The sequence below is a fragment of the Candidatus Devosia phytovorans genome (assembly GCA_029202405.1).
GTDB classification, from domain to species: domain Bacteria; phylum Pseudomonadota; class Alphaproteobacteria; order Rhizobiales; family Devosiaceae; genus Devosia; species Devosia phytovorans.
In genome coordinates this window covers 364,406-388,675 of the sequence record CP119312.1, presented here as the reverse complement: position 1 = coordinate 388,675, position 24,270 = coordinate 364,406, and the positions used below count along the sequence as shown (strand labels likewise).

22 protein-coding genes are annotated in these 24,270 nt (G+C 63.3%); 4 read left to right on the top strand and 18 right to left on the bottom strand.

Annotated features, from left to right (window positions below):
• The first annotated feature begins 62 nt into the window (after window positions 1-62).
• Together P0Y65_01895 and P0Y65_01890 are read left to right on the top strand one after the other, a co-directional pair.
• Complete coding sequence (locus tag P0Y65_01895) at window positions 63-1,769, top strand: Rieske 2Fe-2S domain-containing protein (GenBank protein ID WEK05028.1); 1,707 nt, start codon at window positions 63-65, stop codon at window positions 1,767-1,769.
• A 3-nt stretch (window positions 1,770-1,772) separates the two neighbouring features.
• Window positions 1,773-2,423 (top strand): glutathione S-transferase family protein, encoded by a 651-nt coding sequence (locus tag P0Y65_01890; GenBank protein ID WEK05027.1) that lies wholly within the window; start codon window positions 1,773-1,775, stop codon window positions 2,421-2,423.
• Between the two features lie 19 nt (window positions 2,424-2,442).
• On the opposite strand, the gene P0Y65_01885 is transcribed toward P0Y65_01890, so the two are convergent.
• The 4 genes from P0Y65_01885 to epmA form a co-directional block, all read right to left on the bottom strand.
• Window positions 2,443-3,576 (bottom strand): hypothetical protein, encoded by a 1,134-nt coding sequence (locus tag P0Y65_01885; GenBank protein ID WEK05026.1) that lies wholly within the window; start codon window positions 3,574-3,576, stop codon window positions 2,443-2,445.
• A 153-nt stretch (window positions 3,577-3,729) separates the two neighbouring features.
• Entirely contained in the window at window positions 3,730-5,043 is a 1,314-nt protein-coding gene (locus P0Y65_01880; GenBank protein WEK05025.1) for a hemolysin family protein, read from the bottom strand.
• 62 nt (window positions 5,044-5,105) lie between these two features.
• Complete coding sequence (locus P0Y65_01875) at window positions 5,106-6,170, bottom strand: lysine-2,3-aminomutase-like protein (protein ID WEK05024.1); 1,065 nt, start codon at window positions 6,168-6,170, stop codon at window positions 5,106-5,108.
• Window positions 6,167-7,222 (bottom strand): EF-P lysine aminoacylase EpmA, encoded by a 1,056-nt coding sequence (gene epmA, locus P0Y65_01870; GenBank protein ID WEK05023.1) that lies wholly within the window; start codon window positions 7,220-7,222, stop codon window positions 6,167-6,169. Before epmA ends, P0Y65_01875 begins: the two co-directional genes overlap by 4 nt.
• Window positions 7,223-7,349: 127 nt before the next feature.
• On the opposite strand from epmA, the gene efp reads away from it, so the two are divergent.
• Entirely contained in the window at window positions 7,350-7,919 is a 570-nt protein-coding gene (gene efp / locus P0Y65_01865) for an elongation factor P (protein WEK05022.1), read from the top strand.
• Window positions 7,920-7,968: 49 nt separating this feature from the next.
• Here the strand turns inward: efp and P0Y65_01860 are convergent, their stop codons facing one another.
• From P0Y65_01860 to motA, 5 genes are all read right to left on the bottom strand, one after another.
• A complete protein-coding gene (locus P0Y65_01860; GenBank protein ID WEK05021.1) occupies window positions 7,969-8,190 on the bottom strand; it encodes a DUF2934 domain-containing protein in 222 nt (73 codons plus the stop codon).
• Between the two features lie 29 nt (window positions 8,191-8,219).
• The gene (locus P0Y65_01855; protein ID WEK05020.1) at window positions 8,220-8,711 is read right to left on the bottom strand and encodes a ferritin-like domain-containing protein; all 492 of its coding nucleotides are present in this window, start codon (window positions 8,709-8,711) and stop codon (window positions 8,220-8,222) included.
• An 86-nt stretch (window positions 8,712-8,797) separates the two neighbouring features.
• Window positions 8,798-9,763: an acetylxylan esterase gene (locus tag P0Y65_01850; protein WEK05019.1), complete on the bottom strand. Its 966-nt coding sequence runs from the start codon at window positions 9,761-9,763 to the stop codon at window positions 8,798-8,800.
• 108 nt (window positions 9,764-9,871) lie between these two features.
• Window positions 9,872-10,792, bottom strand: a complete 921-nt coding sequence (locus tag P0Y65_01845; protein ID WEK05018.1) for a flagellar motor protein MotB — start codon at window positions 10,790-10,792, stop codon at window positions 9,872-9,874.
• A gap of 12 nt (window positions 10,793-10,804) precedes the next feature.
• Entirely contained in the window at window positions 10,805-11,671 is an 867-nt protein-coding gene (gene motA / locus P0Y65_01840) for a flagellar motor stator protein MotA (GenBank protein WEK05017.1), read from the bottom strand.
• A 263-nt stretch (window positions 11,672-11,934) separates the two neighbouring features.
• Here motA and P0Y65_01835 point away from each other — a divergent pair, with 263 nt between their 5' ends.
• On the top strand, window positions 11,935-12,657 hold the full coding sequence (locus P0Y65_01835) for a class I SAM-dependent methyltransferase (protein ID WEK05016.1): 723 nt from the start codon (window positions 11,935-11,937) through the stop codon (window positions 12,655-12,657).
• Window positions 12,658-12,796: 139 nt separating this feature from the next.
• On the opposite strand, the gene P0Y65_01830 is transcribed toward P0Y65_01835, so the two are convergent.
• The 9 genes from P0Y65_01830 to P0Y65_01790 all read right to left on the bottom strand — a co-directional run bounded on the left by P0Y65_01830 (window position 12,797) and on the right by P0Y65_01790 (window position 24,225).
• The gene (locus P0Y65_01830) at window positions 12,797-13,432 is read right to left on the bottom strand and encodes a ThuA domain-containing protein (protein WEK05015.1); all 636 of its coding nucleotides are present in this window, start codon (window positions 13,430-13,432) and stop codon (window positions 12,797-12,799) included.
• Window positions 13,429-15,060 (bottom strand): acyltransferase, encoded by a 1,632-nt coding sequence (locus tag P0Y65_01825; GenBank protein WEK05014.1) that lies wholly within the window; start codon window positions 15,058-15,060, stop codon window positions 13,429-13,431. Before P0Y65_01825 ends, P0Y65_01830 begins: the two co-directional genes overlap by 4 nt.
• Window positions 15,060-16,067, bottom strand: a complete 1,008-nt coding sequence (locus P0Y65_01820) for a hydroxyacid dehydrogenase (protein ID WEK05013.1) — start codon at window positions 16,065-16,067, stop codon at window positions 15,060-15,062. Before P0Y65_01820 ends, P0Y65_01825 begins: the two co-directional genes overlap by 1 nt.
• Window positions 16,067-17,920 carry a DUF2264 domain-containing protein gene (locus tag P0Y65_01815; GenBank protein WEK05012.1) on the bottom strand — a complete coding sequence of 618 codons (1,854 nt, stop codon included), beginning with the start codon at window positions 17,918-17,920 and terminating at the stop codon, window positions 16,067-16,069. Before P0Y65_01815 ends, P0Y65_01820 begins: the two co-directional genes overlap by 1 nt.
• Window positions 17,920-18,951 carry an ATP-binding cassette domain-containing protein gene (locus P0Y65_01810; GenBank protein WEK05011.1) on the bottom strand — a complete coding sequence of 344 codons (1,032 nt, stop codon included), beginning with the start codon at window positions 18,949-18,951 and terminating at the stop codon, window positions 17,920-17,922. Before P0Y65_01810 ends, P0Y65_01815 begins: the two co-directional genes overlap by 1 nt.
• Window positions 18,948-19,985 carry an ABC transporter ATP-binding protein gene (locus P0Y65_01805; GenBank protein ID WEK06707.1) on the bottom strand — a complete coding sequence of 346 codons (1,038 nt, stop codon included), beginning with the start codon at window positions 19,983-19,985 and terminating at the stop codon, window positions 18,948-18,950. Before P0Y65_01805 ends, P0Y65_01810 begins: the two co-directional genes overlap by 4 nt.
• Window positions 19,960-21,102: an ABC transporter permease gene (locus P0Y65_01800; protein WEK05010.1), complete on the bottom strand. Its 1,143-nt coding sequence runs from the start codon at window positions 21,100-21,102 to the stop codon at window positions 19,960-19,962. Before P0Y65_01800 ends, P0Y65_01805 begins: the two co-directional genes overlap by 26 nt.
• Window positions 21,102-22,094, bottom strand: a complete 993-nt coding sequence (locus P0Y65_01795) for an ABC transporter permease (GenBank protein ID WEK05009.1) — start codon at window positions 22,092-22,094, stop codon at window positions 21,102-21,104. Before P0Y65_01795 ends, P0Y65_01800 begins: the two co-directional genes overlap by 1 nt.
• A 220-nt stretch (window positions 22,095-22,314) precedes the next feature.
• Window positions 22,315-24,225: an ABC transporter substrate-binding protein gene (locus P0Y65_01790; GenBank protein WEK05008.1), complete on the bottom strand. Its 1,911-nt coding sequence runs from the start codon at window positions 24,223-24,225 to the stop codon at window positions 22,315-22,317.
• Window positions 24,226-24,270: the final 45 nt, after the last annotated feature.

Genomic DNA, 24,270 nt, shown 5'->3' with positions numbered 1-24,270 from the left:
AAGGCAAACGGAAAACGACCTCATCCGATCGTGGCGCGATCTCGAACATTTCGGATGAAGCCATGACGCTCACCCTTTCCGATCCCACTTGGTATCCCATTGCCAGCAGCGACGACCTGCCCTTCCGCCATGTCTACCAGGGCCAGTTGCTGGGCCGTGAACTCGCCGTCTGGCGCGCTGACGATGGCAATGTGAACGTCTGGGAAAACCGGTGCCTCCATCGCGGCGTGCGCCTCTCCATCGGCGTCAACGAGGGCGGCGAGCTCAAGTGCCAGTATCACGGCTGGCGCTATGCCAATCGCTCCGCTGGCTGCACCTATATCCCCGCCCATCCCGCCGACGCTCCGGCTCGCCGCATCCAGAACAAGACCTATCCGGTGCGCGAAGCCTATGGCCTGGTCTGGTCCGCCGCCAATGACGACCAGCCCTTCCGCCCCTTCCCCGGCGCCGAGGGTCATGACTGGTTCGCCCTGCGCCCCATTCCCGTCAATGCCGAGCCCGAGGATGTGCTGGCGGCCCTCGCCCGTCTCGCCCCCGATGACCAGCCGGCCGACCTCCTGCCCGGCCTCGCCGTCCGCTTCGGCGGCACTTACTATTTCGTCCAGCCTGTCGCTGCCGACCGCGCCGTGATCCGCGGCCTGCTGGCCGACAAGCCGGCCGACGAACGCGCAACGCTCCGCCACTACAGCGAAACCCTCTCCAGGCTACGCGATCGCCTCGAACGCGCCGCGAAGAAGAAGCCCGCGCCCGAACCGCTCAAGCCCGCCTTCGAGAAGGTCTCGGCCGAGCTTTCGACCATGCCCGAGATAGCCGTACCCAAAGGCAATACGATCACCGTGGTGGTGAAGCGCAAATGGACCAGCGCCGATGGCGTCATCGGCTTCGAGCTCGCCGCGCGTGATGGTCACCTCCCCACCTTCCAGCCCGGCGCGCATATCGATGTGCACCTGCCCAATGGCATGACGCGGCAATATTCCATCACCAATGGCCCGGGCGACCTGATGAGCTATGTCATCGGCGTCAAGCAGGAAAGCGCCTCCACGGGCGGCTCCAAGGTGCTGGTGGAAACCGTCCGCGAAGGCGACCTGCTCTCCATTTCCGAACCCCGCAACAATTTCCCGCTGCGCCGCGACGCCACCCGCACCGTGCTCATCGCCGGCGGCATCGGCATCACCCCGCTCCTCTCCATGGCCCGTTTCCTCGACAAGTCGAGCCTCAACTACGAGCTGCATTATTTCACCCGCGCCGGCGAGACCACGGCCTTCCGCAGCGAACTCGAAGCCCTCCATGGCAAGGTGGTCTTCCACACCGGCCTGCCCCGCGCCGAGATCGCCACGACCATCGCCTCGGCGCTTGGTCAATGGTCCATGGCGCAGCATGTCTATGTCTGCGGCCCCGGTGCCATGCTCGAAACCGTGCGCGACACCGCCGCCGCCCAGGGCTGGCCCGAAGAAGCCGTCCACTTCGAATATTTCAAGAATGACAAGCCGATCGACAATTCCTCGGCCTTCGACGTCGAACTGGCCCGCTCGGCCATGACCCTGCATGTCCCCTCGGGCAAGACCATTTTGGAAGTCATGCGCGACAACGGGCTCTCGGTGCCCAGCTCCTGCGAACAGGGCGCCTGCGGCACCTGCCTGACCACCGTCATCGAGGGCGAGGTCGACCACCAGGACGTCTATCTCAACCGCTCCGAGAAGGCCTCTAACACCTGCATGATGACCTGCGTCAGCCGTGCCAAATCCCCGCGCCTCGTGCTGGATATCTGACTTATGGCCATCACCCTTTACGACTTCGAACTCTCCGGCAATTGCTACAAGCTGCGCCTGCTGATGAGCATCCTCAGGCTCCGTTACGACATCGTCCCGGTCGATTTCTTTCCCGGCAAGCATCACAAGTCCGACTGGTTCCTGCGCCTCAATCCCTTCGGCCAATTGCCCGTGCTGCAGGACGGCGAACTGACCCTCTCGGACTCCGGCGCCATCCTCGCCTATCTGGCGAAAAAATACGACGAGACCGGCCTCTGGTTCCCCGACGACCCGGCCGTCACGGCTCAAGTGCTGCGCTGGCACGCCGTGGCCGACGACATCACCGCCACATCATCGGCGGCCCGCCTGGCGCTGGGCTATGACTATGACTTCGACATTGAAAAGACTCAGAAGGGCGCCCACCGCATTTTCCGCCTGATGGACGAACACCTCTGGTTCGGCGAACGCGAAGCCCGCGACTGGCTGGCCTCGCCCGCCCATCCGACCACCGCCGACATCGCCTGCTTCCCCTATGTCATGCTGAGCGAGGAAGGCGGCATCGGCCGCGAGGACTATCCGGCCTTGCGCCGCTGGACCGACCGCGTCCGCCGCATCCCCGGTTTCACCGTCATGTCCGGCATTTTCCCGGCCGGGAGGGCGCTGGAACAGGCTTAAAGCCTGTTCCAGATCGAGGCTACGACTTGGTCTTGCCCGGCGCGACCTTCCAGCTGGTATAATCGTCGGCCACGCAGCCATAGGGCGCACGCTCGTCGCCGAAACGCTCGTAGAGCTGGCTGCAGGCCCAGTCGTTCAGCGGCTGCGGCATCAGGTTGTTGATCTCGATGCCGATCGAGTCAAAGGCATCGCCGGCACTGGTCGCATAATAGACCCAGTAGCCAAAGATGCCGATTACCATCAGCACCAGGACACCGCCAGCCGCCATCACGCCGCGCAACGTCGCTTTCCATGGCGATGGATTTTTGGTCTGTGCCTGCGCCTCGCTCGGCGCAACACCACGTTCGCTCTGTTCGATCTCGAAAGCCGCCAGGGCATGCTGGCGTTCGCTGTCGGCAATATCGAGCCGCATCAGCCCGCGATCGAGCAGCACCGGCATGCCCAACTGCTCCGACTTGACCGCCACGCCATACCAGGCACCATCGTCACCCACCGCCATCAGCGGCTCGTCGCCGTCGCGGAAATGGCTGCGGATCATATTGCCCTTGCGCTTGCCGTTGACCACGGGGACATAGGCGACATTTTTCTGCCCGCGCTTCTCGTCCACCCCGGTCACCTGCACCGGCACGACCTCGATCCGCCCGGCAACATTGGCAGCGCCATTGGCCCGGTTGGCCTGGAAGGCCGACCAGACCATGACCAGCGGACCACCGACGAACAGCGCCATGAATACGCCGAATACCGCGAGGCGATTCCACAGCATGTCGAGACCCAGGCTGATCGTCGCCAGGTCCGGATCGTCCTCCGAAATCACCAGATCGACGAGATAATCGCCGCTGGAAAAATCGAGGAAGGCGATGGTGATGTGCTTGTCGTAGTCCTGCCCCTCATAGGTGTAGGTCACATGCGTCTCGCAATCGGTCAGCCCGCGGCGCGTGCTGCATTCGCCATCCAGCATCTCCCAGTCGTCGATCGTGAGGGGCGCCTGGCTGATCTGGATATCGCGCCACAGGCCCGGCCCCTGCCACCAGGCAAGGCCGATTGCCAGAGCACTCAGAATGACCAGGGTGAAGAGGAACGCTGCCGGTGCCGCAAATGGCCGGCCCTTGATCGCCAGCGAACGGCTGGGCAGGGGCAAATTGACGAAGGACATGAAAAGGGACTCGCGGAGAAAAGCTCTGTGCGAAGTGTTAGCCTACACTTTTGCCTCAAGCAAACGTGAGCCCGGCTAACCCTTTGCGATCACGCCTCGATTGGCGCAAGTCTTCGAAGTTCGTTCCTCAACGAGCAACCACCCACCAAAGCCTCAGCCAGCGATGATCTTGCTCTTGCCCGAGGTCTTGGTCACCAGAAGCTGGTTGAGCCGCATCTTGTCGGCATCGACCACTTCGAACACATAGCCCGCCGCTTCCACCCGGTCGCCCTTGCGCGCAGCGCGGCGCAGGCGGTGCACGATAAAGCCGCCGATGGTTTCATAAGACGCCTCGGGCGCCAGATGCTTGATATGCAGCGCCCGCGTCACGTCGACAAAGGGCGCCATGCCATCTACCAGCCAGCTCTGGTCGTCGCGCTTGAGAATGGCCTGCTCCTCGAAGGGATTGGCCAGGCCCTGCATCAGCGCGCCCATCAGGTCCTTGAAGGTCACGACCCCCACCACCAGTGCATATTCGCTGACCACCAGCGCAAAGCCGGTGCTCTGCGCCTGGAATTCGGCCAGCACTTCCCACACATTGAGCGTATCGGGCACCGACAGCACATCGCGCCGCGCCTTGGCGAAATCCACCTGCTCGGCCCGGTCGATCGCCGTGGCCAGCACGTCCTCGGCGCGCACGCAGCCGATCACCGCATCGATCCCGCCATCGCAGATCGGATAATGCGAAAACGGTCGCCGCCGCACCTTGTCCTGTTGCACCTCGTGCGGATCGCTGATGTCGAGATAAACGATGTCGTCGCGAATGGTCATCACCGAGGTGACGCTGCGCAATTCCAGCGCCAGCACGTTCTCGATGAGCCGGTGCTCATTCTTCATCAAGACGCCCGAGGCCGCCCCGCCCGCGAGGATCAGCCGGAAATCCTCGGCCGTCACCTCGTCGGCCGCCACCTTGGGCTCGAGCCGCAGCAGCGAGATCACCCCATCCGACAGCTTGCCGAACAGCCAGACCAGCGGCTTGAGCACGACAACGGCCAGTTCTGGGAACCAGACCATGGACAGCGCCACCTCTTCGGGCACCAGCATGGCCACGCGTTTTGGCGTCAGGTCGGCAAACAGCACGAAAGCCGATGTGACGAGACAAAAGGCCAGGATCGACCCGGTGATGCCCGCCACGCCGGGATCCACACCCAGCGCCAGAAGCCCACCGCGGAACACCGGCCCCAGCGTATCCTCGCCCAGCGTACCGGCGAGGATCGACACGGCATTGGTGGCAATTTGCAGCGCCGTCAGCACATTGCCGGCATTGGCCCGCAGCGCCACGAAACGCAGCGCCCGCTTGTCGCCCGCCTCAGCCAGCGAACGGATCCGCACCTCGCGCGCCGCCGCAAAGGCGATTTCCGACAGGGCAATGATCACGCTGGCGCCAATCAGGGCCAGCAGCAGAAAAATTCCGACGAGTGGAGACATCTAGAGGGCGCGTTCTTCGTGACGGGCGCTCTTCCTAGCACGTCCCTCTGAACAAAGAGAAATCAGCGCGGCGGGTATTGGTGTTCGCCGCCCTGCCAGTCCCGCACTGTGAAGCACCCGTCCTGTCCCGAAATCACCGAAGCGCCGATCTCGGCCTTGCCGTGCCCGCCGGGGATATCGAGAATATAGGTCGGCTGCGCCAGGCCCGAAATCCTGCCGCGCAGCGCCGTAACCAGCCTCTGGCCCTCGTCGATGGAGAGGCGGAAATGGCTGGTGCCCGGTGCCAGGTCCGGATGATGCAGGTAATAGGGCTTCACCCGGTTCTCGACAAAGCCCTTCATTAGCGCCGCCAGCGTCTCGACATCGTCGTTGACGCCACGCAGCAGCACCGACTGGCTGATCAGCACCACGCCGCTATCGGCCAGAAGCGCCAGCGCTTCCTTGGCAGACGGACTGAATTCGCGCGGATGATTGGCATGTACCGCCAGATAGGTCGCCTTGCCCGAGGCTTTCAGCGCCGCAACCATCTCCGCATCGACCCGCTCCGGCTCCACCACCGGCACCCGCGTATGAAAGCGCACGATCTTGACGTGCTCGATCCCCGCCAGCCGCGCCATCAGTTCGCGCAGCCTGCGCGACGACAGCACCAGCGGATCGCCACCGGTGAGGATCACCTCCCAGATTTCGTCGTGGCTGGCGATATAGGCGATCGCCGCATCCAGTTCGGGACCGGTCAGCGTGCCCAAGCCCTGCGGCCCCACCATTTCGCGGCGGAAGCAGAAACGACAATAGACCGGACAGACGTGCACCGCCTTGAGCAGCACCCGGTCGGGATAGCGATGCACGATCCCCTCCACCGGCGAATGGCTGAGATCGCCGATCGGATCAGCCAGCTCATCCGGCGTCGTCACCAGCTCCGCCGCCGTCGGCACGAACTGGCGCGCCATCGGATCATCGGGATCACTCGGATCGATCAACGCCAGCACGGCCGGAGTGATGGCGACGGCATATTTTTCGGTAACGGCGCCCAGCCCGGCATCCGCCGCAGCGAGACCCGCCTCGACCAGCCCCTCCACCGACTTGATCGAACGTTCCCTTGCCGGGTTCTTGAACGGCAGAATACTCATTGCGCCACCGGCGCCCAGAGCACGGCATCGATGCGCGGCGCTGATGTCGCCAGCATGACCAGCCGGTCAAAACCCAGCGCCACGCCAGAGGCCTCCGGCATCAGTGCCAAGGCCGACAGGAAATCCGCGTCGACCGGATAGCGTTCGCCATAGATGCGGTGCTTCTCATCCATCTCGGCTTCAAAACGCCGGTGCTGCTCTTCGGGATCCGTCAATTCGCCAAACCCATTGGCCAGTTCAACGCCGCAGGCATAAAGCTCGAACCGCTCCGACACGCGCCGGTCATCCGACGTCCGCCGCGCCAGCGCTGCCTCGGCGGCGGGATAGCGATCCAGCACCGTCACCCGCCCGATTCCCAGGTTGGGCTCGACCTTTTCCACCAGCACCCGGCTGAACAGATAGCTCCAGCTCCGATCCTCCGGCACCGCCAGTCCCTGCGCCAGCATCTGCGCGGCCAACAACTCGCCATCGGTCACGCCGTCCGCATCCATCGTTGCCAACAGTTCGATCCCGGCATATCGGGAAAAAGCCTCGACCACGCTCAGCCGCTCGGCCTCGACGAAGGGGTCGCATTCGCGGTCGCGATAGCGCAGCACCCTGGACTTTGTTGCCTTGGCCGCCAGCGTCAACATGGCGAGGCAATCGCGGATCACCGCCTCATAGGGCTCGCCCGCGCGATACCATTCCAGCATGGTGAATTCGGGATGGTGCAGCGCGCTACGCTCGCGGTTGCGCCACACATGCTGCAGGCTTGCAATCCGCCGCTCGCCGGCTGCGAGGAGCTTCTTCATCGTGAATTCGGGCGAGGTGTGCAGATACATTTGCGCCCCCGCCCCGTCATTGCCGATCATGGTCGTGCCAAAGGCATGCAGATGCGTCTCATTGCCCGGCGAGCGCTGCAGTCCCGGCGGATCGACCATCAGGAAGTCGCGGTCCGCCAGGTAGCTGCGGATAGCCGCCTCGATCCGGCCCCGCGCGAGCAGGATCGGCCGCCGGTCGGCATGTACCGAAGGGGTCCACCAGGGTGAGGGCTGATTTTCCGTTGTGCTCATCTGACCTTTATGACGGCCGGGCTGGCGATTTCTCGCGAGATAGGGTAGTTGGCGCACGAAAGTCTATTCCGGCGCAGCAAGACGGCCTGCCTCTACGACGCGCCAATGAGTTGAACAAGGAAGAATAATGGTCAAGGTCATCGCCTCTTCGCTGCGCAAGGGCAATGTCGTCGAGCAGGACGGCAATCTGCATGTCGTGCTCACCGCTGAAAACGTCCATCCCGGCAAGGGCAATTCCATCACCAACGTCAACATGCGCCGCATGTCGGACGGCGTAAAGGTGGTCGGCCGCTGGCGCACTGTCGAAATGGTCGAAAAGGCCGATGTCGATGAGCGCGAATACGATTACCTCTATTCCGACGGCGAAGGCCACCACTTCATGGAGCCCGTCTCCTACGAGCAGCTGGTCGTTTCCGACGACGTGATCGGCGACCAGAAGGCCTATCTGACCGACGGCATGAAGGTCTATCTCAAGACCTTCGAAGGCAATGCCATCGCCATCGAACTGCCGCAGCGCCTGACCTTCGAGATCGTCGAGACCGAGCCGGTCGTCAAGGGCCAGACCGCATCCTCCTCCTATAAGCCCGCCGTCCTCAACAACGGCCTCAAGGTCATGGTCCCGCCCCACATCGGCGTCGGCACCCGCATCGTCATCCTGACCGAAGACAATTCCTACGTCGAACGCGCCAAAGACTGAAGTCTGAGCGCAGCGCCAAGAACCAAAACGGGCCCTCGCGGGCCCGTTTTCATTTCTTCTCGATTTCCGCGGCGACTTTCTGCCAGATTTCCGCGTCGCGGCCGATCGGCGTGCCTTCGGCAAGCCATTTGTCATAGGCAAGTTCGCGCAACAGGCTATCCTTGGCCTTGAGCCAGTAGTCGAAGGCCTGTCCCTCCGGGCGTCCATCCTGTTCCCAGAGGAAATAGGCCGTCTGCCGAATGCGATCGGCGACCTCGGAATTCTTGCGCATCACTCATACCGCCGTGATCCGAACCCGGATCAGGCCGCCTTCTGGTTCACATTGGACGTGGCGACCTCGCTGAGCTTCTTGTCGGTCGCCAGCTCTTCCTGCAGCGTCGCATCGAGCAGTGCCACGGCTTCCTTCATGCCGAGCTGGGTCGCCCAGGTCTTGAGCGTGCCATAGCGGGCAATCTCGTAATGCTCCACCGCCTGGGCGGCGGAAACCAGGCCAGCGTCGATCGCCACGGTGCCCTTGTAGTCCTCGATGATCGACTTGCCTTCCTCGATGATGCCGAGGATGGCGTCGCAGGTTTTGCCGCGTGCCGGCTTGCCCAGCAGCTCGAAGATCTGCTCCAGCCGCTCCACATGGCCTTCGGTCTCTTCCAGATGCTGTTCGAACCCGGCTTTGAGCTCGGGAGTGGTAGCGGCCTTGGCCATTTTCGGCAGGGTCTTCACGATCTGCCGCTCGGCGTAATAAATGTCCTTGAGCGTATCGAGGAACAGGTCGTTGAGGGTCTTTTCGCTAGCCATGATTGTCTCCAGTGATGAATTTGGTGACGCTGGCCTGTGAACGGCTCCTCGCGCTTATGGGTTCCGCGATTTTACCTTGGCTTAACCTATGTGAATCGCTGCCCCAGCCAGAGCATCTGCGCCCGGTCGTGGAAGGCCTGTCCGCCCTCGTGGTTGTTATACTCGTATTCCTCGATGCTCTTGGTGCCGGCATACGCATTATAGGCACCGTAGACCGTTGAGGGCGGGCAGATATCGTCCATCAGCGCCACGGAAAACAGCGCCTCGGCCCGCGCCTGCCGCGCGAAATTGACCCCGTCGAAATAGGCCAGGGTCGAAAACACCTGTTCCTTCTTGTCGCGATGCTGCGCAAGGAACCGCACGATCTCGCCATAGGGGTCGCGCGCCGCCTTGGCCATGGCGCGGCGATAGTCGCAAAGAAACGGCACATCCGGCATCGCCGCCCTGACCCGCGGATCAATCCCCGCCACCGCCAGCGAAATCCCGCCGCCCTGGCTGCCGCCACAGACCGCAATACGCGCTTCGTCGACGAAATCCTGCGCCACCAGCGCGTCGATAGCCCGCACCGCATCGGTGAACACGCGGCGATAGTAGTAGTCGTGCCGGTCCAGGATGCCCTTGGTCATCATGCCCGGAATGGAGGGCGTCGTGCCGACCGGATCGGCCGTCCCGCCCGTCGACCACGAACTGCCCTGCCCGCGTGTATCCATGCGGAAATAGGCATAGCCCGAAGCCGCCCAATGCAATTGCTCGTGCGCAAAGCCACGCCCGCCGCCATAGCCCAGATATTGCACCACCAGCGGCAGCCTGCCCGCGCGCTGCGCCGGCAGCACCAGCCAGCCCTTGATGGGATGCCCGCCAAAGCCGGGAAAGGTCACGTCATATGCCTCGACGGCTTTGAGCGTCGTCTCGGCCTTGACGATGCTGACCGCACCGCCGACCGCCCGTGCCTCGGCAATCGTCGCCTCCCAGAAGGCCGCGAAGTCGGACGGCATCTCCACAGCGCTTTGATACTGGCCAAGTTCGGGCTGCGTCAGGTCGGGAAAGGGCACGGCAAAACTCCTCGCTATTGGACGAGCATGCACTGCCACGATCTGCCATACCAGACGAATTCTGCCGGGAATACAAAAGGCCCCGCACGATGGCGGGGCCCTGAAGACTTAAGGCGCCAGGTTCCCCGGCACGGGCGGCGTCTCATAGAGCAGCGTGATTTCGATCCGCTCATTGGCCGCCATATAGGGGTCATTGGGGAAAAAGGGTTCTGCTGTCGAACGGCCCACCACCGAATTGACGTGGTCGTCTGAAAGGCCGAACTCGCCCAGGATCTGCCGCACCGTATTGGCGCGATCCGCCGACAGTTCCCACGAGCCGTAACGGGGATTGGCATAGACACCACCGGCTGCGGTATGACCCTCGATGCGCACCGGATTGGTCAGCCGCTGCAGGATCGGCGCAATCGCCGCAATGGCCTGACGCGTCGTCTCGTTGGGATATTTCGACCCCTCGGGGAACATCGGCCGGCCTTCCTGGTCGACGATGCGGATATTGAGTCCCTCGTCGGTCTCTTCCACCAAAAGGTTATCGGCCACTTCGGTAATGTCGGGCATGGCCTGCCAGGCCTGCTTGATGCTGGCGGCGGCGCTGTGGAAGCCCTGGTCGTCACGCGCCTTGAGGTCATAGGCCGAAGCCATGGCCGCCTCGAACTCGTTGCCGCTCTGCTTCTCGTTGCCGCTGAGCGCACCCTGCATGGTGCCGAATTCCTCGCCCTTGGGCGTCACCGAGGCATCGGTGCGCTCCTGCGGCGTCGACCCGGCCATCAGCGATCCGTCATTGTCCAGCGCCGTACCCCCCATCACCCCACCCGAACCACTGGTGGTCGGAGCGATATTGGGCGGCGCAAAATAGGTGGCGAGACCTTCCTTCTGCTCCGGCGTCGTCATCGAGATCAGCCAAAGCAGCAGGAAGAAGGCCATCATCGCGGTCACGAAGTCGGCATAGGCGATCTTCCAGGCGCCGCCGTGGTGGGCGTGCTTGTTCTTCTTGACCTTCTTGATGATGATCGGCTGATCGTAATTGGCCATGATGCTGTCCTGCTACGGCGTCGCGGGCGCGAGGTTCTGCGTCGCTTCATCGACCTCGGCAAAGCTCGGACGGTCTTCCGATAGCAGCGCCTTGCGGGCAAATTCGATCGCCATCACCGGCACCTGGCCCGAGATATGGGCCAGAAGACCCGTCTTGAGCGACAGATAATATTTGGACTCGGCCTCGTAGATGTTCTTGAGCGACTGCGCGAAAGGCGCAAAGAAGCCATAGGCCACGAACACGCCGAAGAACGTACCCACCAGAGCGCCACCGATCATGTGACCGAGCACTTCGGGCGGCTCGCTGATCGCGCCCATGGTATGGATAACGCCCAGCACGGCGGCCACGATGCCCAGCGCCGGTGTACCGTCAGCCAGCGCCTGCACGGCGCCCACAATGCGCTCCTGCTCCTGGTGATGCGTCTCGAGTTCCTCGTCCATGAGGGCTTCGATCTCGTGCACATTGTTGGAACCCAAGGTCACCATGCGCAGGTAGTCGCAGACGAATTCCACCGCATGGTGATTGGCCGCAAATTTGGGGAAGCGGCTGAACAGCGAGGATTCATGCGGATTTTCGATATGCTGTTCCAGCGCCAGGATGCCCTTGGACTGCACCAGCTTGTAGAGCGTGAACTGCATGCTCAGCAGCTCGATATAGGCCGCCTTGTTGTATTTCGGACCCTTGAGCAGCGTGCCGAAGGCGCCCAGCGTGCCCTTGATGATCGGGCCGGTATTGCCGATCACGAAGGCGCCGATCGCGGCGCCCAGAATGATGACGAATTCAAAGGGCTGCCAGAGCACGTAAAGATGCCCGCCCACGCCCAGATAGCCGCCAACCACGCAGCCAATAACCACGACGATGCCGATAATAAGACGCATAGAACCCCAAACTCACCTTGAAGACGACATCGCTTCCAGGTCGGCATTATCGGTCCCTTTACCTTAACAGCCGGTTATCCTTGGGTTTGTCGCTGCCGGCACCATGCCCATGGGGTATGCAGTCAATGCTAAGGCGCTATCTGGCAGTTGATTTGAATTGCCCCGGTATCGCAGACACTTGCCCATATCTGCGCCTCCGCCCGCGACACAAAGTTGTGAATGCCATCACGCCGCGCTAGCCTCGTCCATCACTAGGAGCCGCCATGACTGCATCCCTCTACCCCACCGGCTTCTACGATAATCGCCGCGCCCACACCGCGCTGGCCGCCGAGCGCATCCTTGCCGCCTTGCCCGCGGGTCTGAAGCGCTCGAGCGTTGCCGACATCGGCTGCGGCACCGGGACCTTCCTCGCTGCAGCGCTCGCAACCGGCGCTGGACGGGCCTTTGGCATTGAAGGCGACTGGGTCACCGCAGCGATGCTCGACGACGCCCGCATCGCCTTCGCCCCGCAGGACCTTGAGCAGCCTTTCACCGGCCCGAAAGTGGATCTGGCGATATCGCTCGAAGTCGCCGAGCATCTCTCCCCCGGGCGCGCACCAGGCTTTATCGCCGATCTCGTCTCCCTGGCCCCGGCAGTGCTCTTCAGCGCCGCCATCCCTGGTCAGGGCGGCGTCGGGCACCGCAACGAGCAATGGCACAGTTTCTGGGCCACGCTCTTCGCCGCGCAGGACTACCGCGCCTACGACATCATCCGCGACACCATCTGGACCGACGAGGACATCCCCGCCTGGTACCGCCAGAACGCCATCCTTTATTTGAGTGCCGATACCGCGGCGCAGCTCGATCTCACGCCGACCGAACCCGCCCTGCTCGACCGCGTCCACCCCGCCTTCTGGAACCGCGCCAACCGCGAGCTACAATACGCCAACGCCCTGCCCGAGTCAGAAGTGCTCAGGCGCCAGGCAGAGGCGGCGCAGCAGCAGTAGCAAGAATACCCCCACCCGACCTCCCCCTGAAAAGGGGGAGGGACTGATCGAGTATGGGGCACAATCTCGCCTCAACCACAGAACGGTCCCTCCCCCTTTTCAGGGGGAGGCTAGGTGGGGGTACCCAACAAAAACTCTTCTACCGTGCCGCCCAAACCAGCCCGCGCCGCAGGATTTCTCGCGCCGGACCACCCGCCAACTCATCCGCCGTATGCCCCAGCGACGAGTAAAACACCCGCCCCTGGTCATACATCGTGGTGAACACCACCGGCATTACCACTTGCTTCCGCCAGGGATGCACCGCCCCCGAAAACACGGTGGTGGCATGCACATCCACTGCCGGATCGTAGTTCAGGTAATACTGCTCGCTGCTATGCTCGAAGCTCTCGATCCCCTTGAGCAGATCGCTGTCCCCGACATCGACCCGATAGGTCATGATATTGCCTGGGTGCTGCACCCAGTAGACGCTGGCCATGTAGCGGAAGGGCACCGAGGCCCGAAAGCTCGTCGCCAGCCCCATGTGATAGCCCGCCAGCCCCGTCCCTGCGCCCACCGCCTTGACCAGATTGGCCATTTTCTCCGGCGCCAGCGTGCCATCGGTGATCACCGGCACGACAAGATCATTGTCTCCAACATCCTCGGCGCCCAGCGCGTCATAGTCGCCCGTCACCGTCACCGCAAAGCCTTCGGCTTCGAGCAGTTCCCGCACCACCTGCGCGCCGCGTTCGGGCGTATGCAACTCCATGCCGCCCCAAACCACCAATGCCTTTTTCATAGCCCCAACCCCACGGCGCGCGTCCGGTGCACGCCCTTGGGCACAAAGACGAAACTGTCCTCCACGCCCAGCAGCAGCCCCGCGAGATGGATCACCGACAGCCACATTTCCGTGCCCTGCAGGCTCGGCGCCTGCCCGTCGGCAAAGGCAAAGCCCTGCCCATCCACCCAGCGCTCCTCGACCCGACCGATCACCGCCCGCGCCACCGCCTCGGCTTCAGCCCGGCGGTAGTCGGTCTGTTTCAGGCACAGCAGCAGTGGATGTATCGTGTCGAGCAGGTTGCAGGCCGTATAGGTCCGACCGGAAAAGCCGCCATAATTGCGATAGTTGAGCAGTGCAGAATCGATTGCCCGCTCGGCATTGGGCACCGGCAGCCCGAACTGGGCATAGGTGCCGCGCGTCAGCCGGTAGAAACCATTGACCGGCTGCAACAGGCCCTCCTCCGCCGTCGACGACCCCCAGAGCCCGCTGGCCCGATCCTGATGCAGCGCCAGCCAGCCGAACAGTGTCTCCCGCGTCCGGCCGGTATCGAAATAGCGCGCGTTGAAATAGAGCGCCGTGCCGATGGCGTCGATCACCGACCCCGACGACCAGGCCCGCGTCCGCCACGGCAGCCCATCCAGCCAGTCGCAGAGTTCCGTTGCGCCCAGCTCGACAGCGCTGACCTTGTGCAGCGGCTTGCCGCCCAGCACCTCGATGGCATAGCCGACCGACAGCACATTATAGAGCGCTAGCCCATCGTCGCGCATCGCCGTTCCCGCCGCAACCGGCCGATGCGGATCCGGAAACAGCCCCGTCTCGGGATCCTGCAGCGCCTGCAATTCCTTGAGCGTCGCTGCGACATCCAGCCCGTCCGGCACGGCATCGAAACCCGCCGCCAGCTCGATGGCATCATTGCGATGCCGCGCGCTGCGACGCACTTCGCCATCTGCCTCGCGCGACACATAGTCCTCGCCCTCGCGATAGGCGGCGAGCACATCCTGCAACTGGCTCTTCGCCGCCGCGCCGAAGCGCGTCAGGATGGCCGCGCTATCCTTCCTGCCCGACTGGCCGCGATAGCGCACCACCTTGGCCGGCACACCGCCCACGATCGCCATCGGCGGCACATCCTTGCTGACAACCGCTCCGGCCGCAATCACTGCGCCCTTGCCCACCGTCACTCCGTCCAGCACCACCGCATTGGCGCCGATCCACACGTCGTCCTCGATGACAATGCCCAGCGTCTCATGCTTCTGCACATGGATCGGCACCGTCGGGTCATCAAAGCCGTGGTTGAAGCCGACGATGGACACATGGCTGGCAATCCGCACGCCATCGCCGCAGCGCACCTTGCCCGAAATCATCGCATAGGGATTGACCGTGCTATGCGCGCCAAACTCCACATCGCCCCGCACCAGCGCATGCCCGGCAATCCAGCTCGCCTCACCCAGCACCAGATGCGAAGTGAAGATCGCCGCCTCCGCCGCCACATAGGCCGTCGGATGAAAGCTGGCCCCCGCCACCCGGCTCCAATGCGCCTGCCGCGCCCGATGCTGCGGATTCTCAATGTCTTCTGGCTTGCGATCCCAGGTCAGGAACTGCAGGCGTGCTTCGTGCTCGGCGTCGTCGTCAGGGTTCTTGTCCAGCATCACGCCAGCCGCTCCAGCAGCGCAGGTTCGATCTCGAATTCCATTCTCTGCCCCGCAACAAAGCGTTCCACTTCATCCACCGCCAGCTCGCCCAGCCGCAGCCGCTCCATGCCCACCGCTCCCGCCACATGCGGCGTCAAAAAGACATTGGGCAGGCTGTAGAGCGGCGAACCAGCCTCCGGGATCTCCGGATCGGTCACGTCGATCACCGCATGAATGCGCCCGCTCTGCAACGCGGCAATCAAAGCCGCTTCATCGACCAGCGCACCGCGCGCCGTATTGATGAACGCCGCACCATCCTGCATCAGCGCAAACTGCCGCACCCCGATCATGCCCATTGTCGAAGGCAGCGACGGCGCATGCACCGACACCACATCCGAGCGCGCCATCAGCGTATCGAGATCGACAAGCTCAGCTTGCGCCAGCACCGGATCGCCCTGCCGCACAAAGGGATCATGCACCAGCACGGTGAAATCGAAACCTTCCAGCATCTTGGCCACCTTGCGCCCGATGCGCGACGCCCCGACCAGCCCCACCGTGCGATGGTAATTGCCGATCGGCTCGTTCATCAGCGCATAGGCACTGCGCCGGCCGGGATCGGCCCGATAGCGGTCGCGCAGTTCGAACACGCGCTTGTTGGCAAAAATGATCGAGGCCAGGGTGAATTCGGCCACCGGCACCGCGTTGGCATCCGCCGCATGCGTCACCTTGATCCCCGCCTCGTAGACCGCTGCATCCAGCGTATATTTGACCGTCCCCGCCGCATGCGCGATCAACTTGAGCCTGGGCGCGGCGCGCACCACCTCCGGCGTTACCATCGGACAGCCCCATCCGGTCACCAATATGTCGATCTCCGCCAGCACGGCACGCGCTTGGGGACTGGAGAATTCCTCCAGCGGCGCATCCCGCACCACGTCGCAACATGCCGCCAGCCGGGCCAGAGCCTGGCTGTCAAAGACATGCCTGGTCTTGTCGGCCGCCATGGCAAAGGCAAGTTTGAACCCCATCAAAAGCGCTCCGGCACCAGTATGGCGCTGACATCCTTGCCCTCGCGGGCAAACAGCGTCTCGAGCGCCGCAAGGTCGGGCGCCGCCGGCACCGCGTTCAACGCCGCCTCCGCCCCCGCGCCCGCAGGCAGCGCCAGGGCCGCCGTGACCAGTACTGTCGTTCCCACCGGGATCTCGCCGCGCAACTGCGGCACGATGGTCTTGGCGACGATCAGATTGGTATTGGGATAGGCCTTATGCGCCCGCCCCTCGCGCTGTCCATTGAGATCGACAATGGCGCTGATATCCGTCGTGCTCTTGGCCACCGCCCGACCGACCGCGTCGATATACTCATCCGCATTGAGATCGGCGCGCCCGATGGCAAAGCCACCTTCGGTCGCATGCAGCGCCCGCGGCGTCGTGACCCGGTGCACCCTTATATGCCAGGGATTGGCCGGGATCAGCCAGGTTTCCACCGTCACATCGCTCCACGGCTTCCAGCGCGAGAACAGCGTGTCGCCGGCAATCTGCGCCACCTCGCTGGTTTCGCGCACCCGATAATGCCGCCCGTCATCCGAAAAGGCCAGCGCCCCATCGAAGGCACCCATCTGATAGGCGCGTTCGTCCACTTCCACCGAAAAACCATAGCGGCTGGCATAGGCGAACTTGGCATATTTCTCCGTCCCCGCCCGCATCTGCCAGTTCTGCTGCCCGCTCGACAGGCCCACCACATTGCCCGGCGTATGCATCATCACCATGCCGGGATGCTTGAGCGGCACCGGCTTGTCGTCCGTCACCGCCCCACTCTCCTCGGCCGCCCAGAACGGATGATCCTCGGGTAAAGCCAGCGGCAGGAAGGCTTTAAGCGCCCAATAGGGCGAACCGGCCGAATTATAGCCTTCCGACATGAAGAGGTTCGGATAGCCATAGCCGATGGACAAAATACCATCGCGATTGGCGATCGGCTTGTCCGCCCACCAGCGCAGGTGCCGCAGGAACTGCCCCTTGATCTCGCCCCAAGGCAGCGCCTCGACATCGGCAAAGGCCAGCGCCCCCCAGATCCCGCCACAGGCAAAGCGATAGGTGAGGCTCCGCCCGAAGGCCAGCGTGCCGCCCTCGTCATCGAACCAGTGCCGGATGTCCTTCGCAAACAGCTCGGCGCGCTCCTTGTAGGCCGCCACCCGCTTCGCGTCGCCCCGCGCCAGCCTGGCGTAGATCAGCCCGTAAAAATGCATGGCAAAGGGGATGTAATGATCGATCCGCCGCACGTTGCCGTCGCGATACCAGCCATCGCCGAGATAGAACCCGTCCAGCTCTTCGAGATACTTTTCCGTCAGCGACCGGTCGAACTCCACGCCGCATTCTTCCAGCCCCAGATCGACCAGCACCCGGAAGAACTTCCAGTTGTTGTCGGCATAGTCAAACTGGCGAGCATGCTTCAAATAGGCCGCAAGATTGCTTTTGGCTTTCTCGTCGAGCGGCTCCCAGACCAGATGCGGCAGCAGCCGCATGGTAAAACCGATCGCCGCCAGCTCGACCATGCGCTGGTCGGTGGCATTGACCTGCCCCCAATATTCCGGATGCTCCGGGTCCGTGCCATTGGCCAGCCCGCGGCGATACAGCGCCCAATGGTCGAACTCCGCCCCGCCCGCCGCCAAGGGCGTCAGCCCCCACAGCGGCCGGGCAAAGCCTTCGAGGTCCGCCGCCGCCCGATCGAAATGCGCCGCCGCCCCATCGAGCCGCACGCGCGCCCCGCCTTCCGAAAAGAACGGCAGCAGCGGATTGAACAGGTCCCGCAACCCCTTCTCCACATCGGCGCGGGTCTTGAGCGGATTGCCATGCAGTGGATTGGCGCTCACCGGATCATAAGTCATCAGGCATATTCCTTTGCAGGCGTCTCGTAAGCGCCCTTGAGATCGAGTGTTTCGGCGAAATGGCAGGCCGCTTCCTGCGCGGAGCCATGGATCGCGCGCAGCTTCGGCTTTTCGCTCCGGCAGCGGTCTTCGGCATATTTGCAGCGGGTGTTGAACGGACAGCCGACCGGCCGATTGCCCAGATAGGGGATTTCCCCGCGCGCTTCGGTCTTCCGCCCCTTGCGCCGCAAGGGATCGGCAATCGGCAGGGCTTCCAGAAGCAGCTCGGTATAGGGATGGCGCGGCCGCTCGAAGAGCATCTCCGTGGGCGCATTCTCCACCACATGGCCGAGATACATCACCACCACCCTATCGGCGATATAGTTGACCACCCCCAGGTCATGGCTGATGAAGATATAGGTCAGCCCGAACTCGGCCTTGAGGTCTTCCAGCAGGTTCAGCACCTGCGCCTGGATCGAAACGTCCAGCGCCGACACCGCCTCGTCGGCAATCACCAGCTTGGGGTCCAGCACCAGCGCCCGGGCAATGCCGATGCGCTGCCGCTGCCCGCCCGAAAAGGCATGCGGATAGCGTCCCGCCGCCTCGGCCGGAATGCCGACCTTTTCCAGCACCGAAATCACCCGCTCTTCAAGCGCCCGCCCCTTGCAGATCTTGTGGATCCGCAGCGGCTCGGCGACGATATCGAAGACCCGCATATTGGGATTGAGCGAGCTCATCGGGTCCTGGAAGATCATGCGGATATCCTGCCGCCACGGCTTGATCTCCCGCTTGCTCAGCGCCGTCAGCTCGATGTCTCCGCCCGCCTTCGGATGATAGACCACCCGCCCCTCGCTCGACGGCTGTGCGTTGATAATGCAGCGCCCCAGCGTGGTCTTGCCGCAGCCACTCTCGCCCACGATGGCCAGCGTCTCCCCGGCCTCGACGGTGAGATTGATATCGGTCAGCGCATCGAGCCGCCTCTCCTTGCCGAACAGCCCGCCGCTCAGCGTGAAATATTTCGAGAGGTTTTCGACGGTCAGAAGCGTGCTCATGCCACCGCCTCCACAGGCTGCCGCGTCAGCAGGTGACAGCGCGCATGATGCCCCTCGCCGACATGCGTCCGCTCCGGCCGCACCGAAGCGCAGGGCTCGAAGGCATGCGGACATCGGCTGGTAAAGGCACAGCCCGCGGGCCGGTCTTTCGGCGCCGGCACCGTGCCCTTGATCGGTGATAGGCGCACCCGGTCGGCCTTGCGCGCCATCTTGGGAATGGAGCTCATCAGCGCCCGCGTATAGGGGTGTTTCGGCGCCGCGAAGACGTCGAAGACGCTGCCCTGCTCCACCACATCGCCCAGATACATCACCGCCACTTCGTCGGCGATTTCGGCCACCACGCCCAGGTCATGGGTGATGAACAGCATGGCCATGCCGAAATCGTCCTGCAACTGTTTCAGCAAATCCAGGATCTGCGCCTGCGTCGTCACATCCAGCGCCGTCGTCGGCTCGTCCGCGATCAGCACGCGCGGCGTACAGGCCAGCGCCATGGCGATCATCGCCCGCTGCCGCAAGCCGCCCGACAGCTGGAACGGATAGGCATCGGCCCGCTCCCGCGCGCCGGGAATGCCCACCTGGTCGAGCAGCGCCACCGTGCGCTCCCGCGCCTGTTTCGGCTTCAGCCGCTCGTGAATGATCACCATCTCGTCGATCTGGTCGCCAATCGTATGCACCGGCGACAGCGAGCTCATCGGCTCCTGGAAGATCATCGAGATCTGGTTGCCGCGGATGGCCCGCAGCGGCAGGCTGTCGGGCTTCAGCCGCGCAATATCGGTCGGCGCCTGGTCCCCCGGCGCAAACAGGATCGAACCGCGCTGGATTTTCGCATTCTTGTCCAGCAGCCGCAGCACGGCCCGCGCCGTCACCGACTTGCCGCAGCCGCTTTCCCCCACCAGCGCCAGGGTCTTGCCCGGCGTCAGCGTCAGGTCGACCTGCCGCACTGCCTCGATGTCAGCCTCGTCAGGCGACGAAAACACGATCGACATGTCGGCGATCGAAAGGATGGGTTTATCGTCCATGGGGATCAGCGGCATCACGAAGGCCGTCTCCGAAAAAGTTCATGGCAAGGATGATGACGACGACGCAAAGCCCCGGCGCCAGCAGCCACGGCGCACTGGCCAGCGTGCGGATATTCTGCGCGTCCTGCAGCAGCGTGCCCCAGCTGACGATCGGCGCCTGCAGGCCCAGGCCCAGAAAGCTCAGCGCCGTTTCGGCAAGGATCATGCCCGGAATGGCCAGCGTCGCCGCCGCAATGATATGGCTCATGAAGCTGGGCACCATGTGCCGCGTGATGATGCGCCAGTCACTGGCGCCATCGAGCTGCGCCGCCGTCACGAAATCCTCGGTCCTCAAACTGAGGAACCGCCCGCGGACCACGCGCGCCAGTTCTGTCCAGCCGATGAGGCTGAGGATGATCGTGATGGCAAAATAGGTCTGCAGCCCACTCCAGTCCTTGGGCAGCGCCGCCGCCAGCCCCAGCCACAAGGGTATTGTTGGCATCGAGCGGATGAATTCCACCACGCGCATCACCGCGCTGTCGAACCAGCCGCCGTAATAGCCGGCAAAGCCGCCGATCACGATGCCGAAGAAGAGGCTGAGCGTCACCCCGGCGAGGCCGATGGACAGCGATATGCGCGTGCCATGGATAAGGCGGCTGAGCAGATCCCGGCCCAGCCGATCGGCGCCCAGGATATAAAAGGGGTCGCGCGGGTTCTCGACGCCGATCAGCTTCACGCTCATCGGAATGAAACCCATCAGAGTATAGGGCTCGCTCGGCGCAAAGAACCGCACCGGATTCTGGATCGTCGGATCGACGACAAAGGTCCGCCGCATGGCGGCGCGGTCGATCTCGCTGGAATAGCCATTCACATGCGGATTGAACTGCCAGCCTCCATCCTCGCTGGTCGAGAAAAGCTGCAGGCCCTGCGGCGGCGCATAGGTATAGCGCGCGCTATAGGCCGAAGGATCGGCCGGCGCCAGGAAGTCGGCCAGAATGGCGACCAGATAGAAGAGCACCACGATCCACAGGCTCACCAGCGCCAGCTTGTGCCGCTTGAAGCGGCGCCACATCAGCCCGAACTGGCTTTCGCGCTTGGCACGACGAACGACCGGGGCTTCAACGTCTGCATGGGGAAGAGTGTCCACGGCCATTACTTGCTCCCGTAGCGAATGCGGGGGTCGATCCAGGCGAGCAGCAGGTCAGAGACCAGCGTGCCGATCACCGTCAGAATGCCGAGCAGCATGATGATCGCGCCGGCAAGAAACATGTCCTGGCTGGTCAGCGAGCGCAGCAGCAGCGGCCCAGCCGTTGGCAGGTTGAGCACCACCGAAACGATGACCGAACTCGACACCAGCGCCGGCAGCAGCCAGCCGATGGTCGAAACCAGCGGATTGAGCGCCACCCGCACCGGATATTTCATGATGGTGCGGAATTCGCTCAGCCCCTTGGCCCGCGCCGTCGTCACATAGGGCTTCTTGAGCTCATCGAGCAGATTGGCGCGCAGGATGCGGATCAGCTCCGCCGTCCCCGCCGTCGACAGCACCAGGATCGGCGCCCAGGCATGGGTCAGAAAATCCCAGATGCGTGGCAGGCTCCAATGCGCCTGTTCGAACTGCGGCGAGAACAGCCCGCCGATCGTCGTGCCGAACCACACATAGCTCAAATACATCAGGATCAGCGCGAAGAGGAAATTGGGAATGGCGAGGCCGATGAAGCCACCGATGGTCGTGAGGTAATCGCCAAAGGAATATTTGCGCACGGCGGCATAGATGCCGATCGGCAGGGCCACCAGCCACATCACCATCACGGCCACGCCTTCGAGCAGGATGGAATTGCCCAGCCGCCCCCAGATCAGGCTCGTCACCGGCGCTTTCCACTCAAAGCTCTGGCCGAAATCGCCGCGGGTCAAAATCCCCGAAAACCATTTCCAGTATTGCACGAGGAAGGGCTCGCCAAAGCCATAGCGCTGGCGCAGCGCCTCGATCTGCGCGGGGTCCACGCGATCGCCATTGGCCGCAAGCGAAGCCATATAGGTGGTCAGGTAATCGCCAGGCGGCAGCTGGATGATGGCAAAGGCCACGATCGAAACGGCCCATATGGTCAGGACCATGGCGATCAGCCGCTTGAAAATGAAACGCAGCACTTCGGCGTCTCCTCAACTTATATCTGGGGATACCCCCTCTTAGCCTCCCCCTGATAGGGGGAGGGACAGATCGAGTTTGGGGCAAAATCGTGCCCAGCCCACCGCACGGTCCCTCCCCCTTTTCAGGGGGAGGCTAGGAGGGGGTACGCAGCGAAAAACATCTTCGCCGCCTTCGAACTCCTCGCGGCCAGGGAGGGCCGCGAGGAGCGGGAGGGATCCGTTACTCGGCGGCGAAATACCACTGGAACGGATCATAGGGTGCCGGCGTCGGGAACAGGTAGGCGAACAGCATATCGGCCGGGACGTTCTTGAGATTGTTGCGGGCGATGTAGTAGCCGGGTCCGGGCAGGTTGATGCCGATGACCGGGAAGTTCTCCTTGCCGATGACCAGGATCTGCTTCATCAGCGCTTCGCGCTTGGTAGCATCCCCTTCAGCCCGCAGCTGGTCATAGAGATCCATCTGCTGCTTGGCCCAGTCGGCTGGCTCTTCGGCGATTTCCGGATTGGTGCCCTGCCACCACTGCACCCAGCGGAAGGCCCAGACGGATTCGTCGGAGAAGGCCATGTAGTAGCGCGGCTCCTGCACCACATCGAGGCCACCGTCGCCCGTCCACACCTGGGCGTCATATTCGCCGGCTGGGCGCTTGTCGTAATAGAGTGTGCGGTCGATGTTGTTGATCTCGATCTTGATGCCGGCACCGGCCAGCTGCAGCTGTACCAGTTCCATGATGTCGACCCATTCGGGGCGCAGCGCCGCGATGATGTCGATGGTCAGCACCAGCGGCGTGCCATCGGCAAAGGTCCACATGCCGTCCCCGCCCTGCACCAAGCCAGCAGCAGTGAAATGCTGGGCCGCAAGCTCGGGGTCGAACTCGGTATACTGCTTGGCATATTCCTCGTCGTAATAGACCGACTCTGGACGCGGCGCGACCTGGTAGGGCTCGCCTTCGCCAGTGAACACCACGTCGACGATTTCCTGCCGGTCGAGGGCATGGGAAATGCCGATGCGGAAATCCTTGTTCTGGAACAGCTCGGCCCGCTTGGGGTCGACATGGTTGAAGTTGAACTGCAGCGCCATATTGTTGGAATGGGCGCTGACATTGGCGCCGAGGTGATAACCACCGGCTTCCTGCCCATCAAAGAACAGCGGCTGGTTGATCGTCGTGGCGATGTGGCGGTCCTGGTAGTCGATCTCGCCATTGAGGGCCATCAGCGTAATTTCTTCCACCGAGTCCGACACGCGCATGTCGAGCTTGTCGATATAGGGCAGCTGGTTCCCCTCGGTATCGACCTTCCAGTAATAGGGATTGCGCACAAAGGTCAGGCGGGTCGCCGAGCCGGTCAGCGGCTCCTCGACCATCCAGGCCATCAGCGTCGGAATTTCCGGGTTGGCGTAGCGGATGGTTTCATTGCCCCAGGCGCAGCGGTCTTCCATCCACAATTCCCAGGTCTCGAACCCGGCCGCTTTCGCCTCTTCCGACGCGGCTTCATTGGTGCCCGGGAAAAACTGGCCGCAATAATGCTCGGGCAGCGAGACAGGGTTGATGCCGTTCACGCTGGCCAGCTCGTCGAGCAGGATGCCATTGGGCTTTTCGAAGACATATTTGAACGTGGTGTCATCGACGATCTCGATCGAGACCTTGTTATTGGGGTTCTTCATGAACGACCCGGCCGCATAGCTGGGCGTCTGGAAGACCTCCATGGCAAAGGCGACATCGGCGGAGGTGAAGGGCTCGCCATCGCTCCACTTGAGGCCATCGCGCAGCTTGAACGTATAGGTCTTGGCGTCCTCGCTGATTTCCCAGCTCGCAGCGAGATTGGGGATGATTTCCTTCCACTCGCGGTCGTAACGCACCAAGCCATCATAGCCGACGGTGCGCGAGATCCAGGCATTGTCGCCGCCACCGCGCAGCGCCGAACGCCAGGTGCCGCCATAGGTGCCGACACTCTCGACCGGCGTGATCACCAGCGGATCGCTCGGCAGGCGGTCGGCCAGGGCTGGTAGCTCCCCGCTCTCCACCGCTGCGTCGAGCACCGGCGATTGCTGCTGGCCCAGGGCGGGCACAGCCGCGGCCATCATGGCGGCAAGCGCAACCGCCCCGCCCAGGCCGAAGACAAAGTCTTTCCTCATTCCGTCCTCCCTCCGTCGGGGCAAGTCCCCGGTCATCACTCCCGG

Bases quoted from the DNA above. Each gene is read 5' to 3' on its own strand.
- P0Y65_01820 (WEK05013.1), bottom strand. From the start codon at position 16,067: ATGGGGTTCAAACTTGCCTTTGCCATGGCGGCCGACAAGACCAGGCAT.
- P0Y65_01875 (WEK05024.1), bottom strand. From the start codon at position 6,170: ATGAGTATTCTGCCGTTCAAGAACCCGGCAAGGGAACGTTCGATCAAG.
- P0Y65_01810 (WEK05011.1), bottom strand. From the start codon at position 18,951: ATGAGCACGCTTCTGACCGTCGAAAACCTCTCGAAATATTTCACGCTG.
- P0Y65_01790 (WEK05008.1), bottom strand. From the start codon at position 24,225: ATGAGGAAAGACTTTGTCTTCGGCCTGGGCGGGGCGGTTGCGCTTGCC.
- P0Y65_01855 (WEK05020.1), bottom strand. From the start codon at position 8,711: ATGGCTAGCGAAAAGACCCTCAACGACCTGTTCCTCGATACGCTCAAG.
- P0Y65_01860 (WEK05021.1), bottom strand. From the start codon at position 8,190: ATGCGCAAGAATTCCGAGGTCGCCGATCGCATTCGGCAGACGGCCTAT.
- P0Y65_01800 (WEK05010.1), bottom strand. From the start codon at position 21,102: ATGGCCGTGGACACTCTTCCCCATGCAGACGTTGAAGCCCCGGTCGTT.
- P0Y65_01895 (WEK05028.1), top strand. From the start codon at position 63: ATGACGCTCACCCTTTCCGATCCCACTTGGTATCCCATTGCCAGCAGC.
- P0Y65_01805 (WEK06707.1), bottom strand. From the start codon at position 19,985: ATGCCGCTGATCCCCATGGACGATAAACCCATCCTTTCGATCGCCGAC.
- P0Y65_01845 (WEK05018.1), bottom strand. From the start codon at position 10,792: ATGGCCAATTACGATCAGCCGATCATCATCAAGAAGGTCAAGAAGAAC.
- epmA (WEK05023.1), bottom strand. From the start codon at position 7,222: ATGAGCACAACGGAAAATCAGCCCTCACCCTGGTGGACCCCTTCGGTA.
- P0Y65_01825 (WEK05014.1), bottom strand. From the start codon at position 15,060: ATGCTGGACAAGAACCCTGACGACGACGCCGAGCACGAAGCACGCCTG.
- motA (WEK05017.1), bottom strand. From the start codon at position 11,671: ATGCGTCTTATTATCGGCATCGTCGTGGTTATTGGCTGCGTGGTTGGC.
- P0Y65_01890 (WEK05027.1), top strand. From the start codon at position 1,773: ATGGCCATCACCCTTTACGACTTCGAACTCTCCGGCAATTGCTACAAG.
- P0Y65_01885 (WEK05026.1), bottom strand. From the start codon at position 3,576: ATGTCCTTCGTCAATTTGCCCCTGCCCAGCCGTTCGCTGGCGATCAAG.
- P0Y65_01815 (WEK05012.1), bottom strand. From the start codon at position 17,920: ATGACTTATGATCCGGTGAGCGCCAATCCACTGCATGGCAATCCGCTC.
- P0Y65_01880 (WEK05025.1), bottom strand. From the start codon at position 5,043: ATGTCTCCACTCGTCGGAATTTTTCTGCTGCTGGCCCTGATTGGCGCC.
- P0Y65_01835 (WEK05016.1), top strand. From the start codon at position 11,935: ATGACTGCATCCCTCTACCCCACCGGCTTCTACGATAATCGCCGCGCC.
- efp (WEK05022.1), top strand. From the start codon at position 7,350: ATGGTCAAGGTCATCGCCTCTTCGCTGCGCAAGGGCAATGTCGTCGAG.
- P0Y65_01830 (WEK05015.1), bottom strand. From the start codon at position 13,432: ATGAAAAAGGCATTGGTGGTTTGGGGCGGCATGGAGTTGCATACGCCC.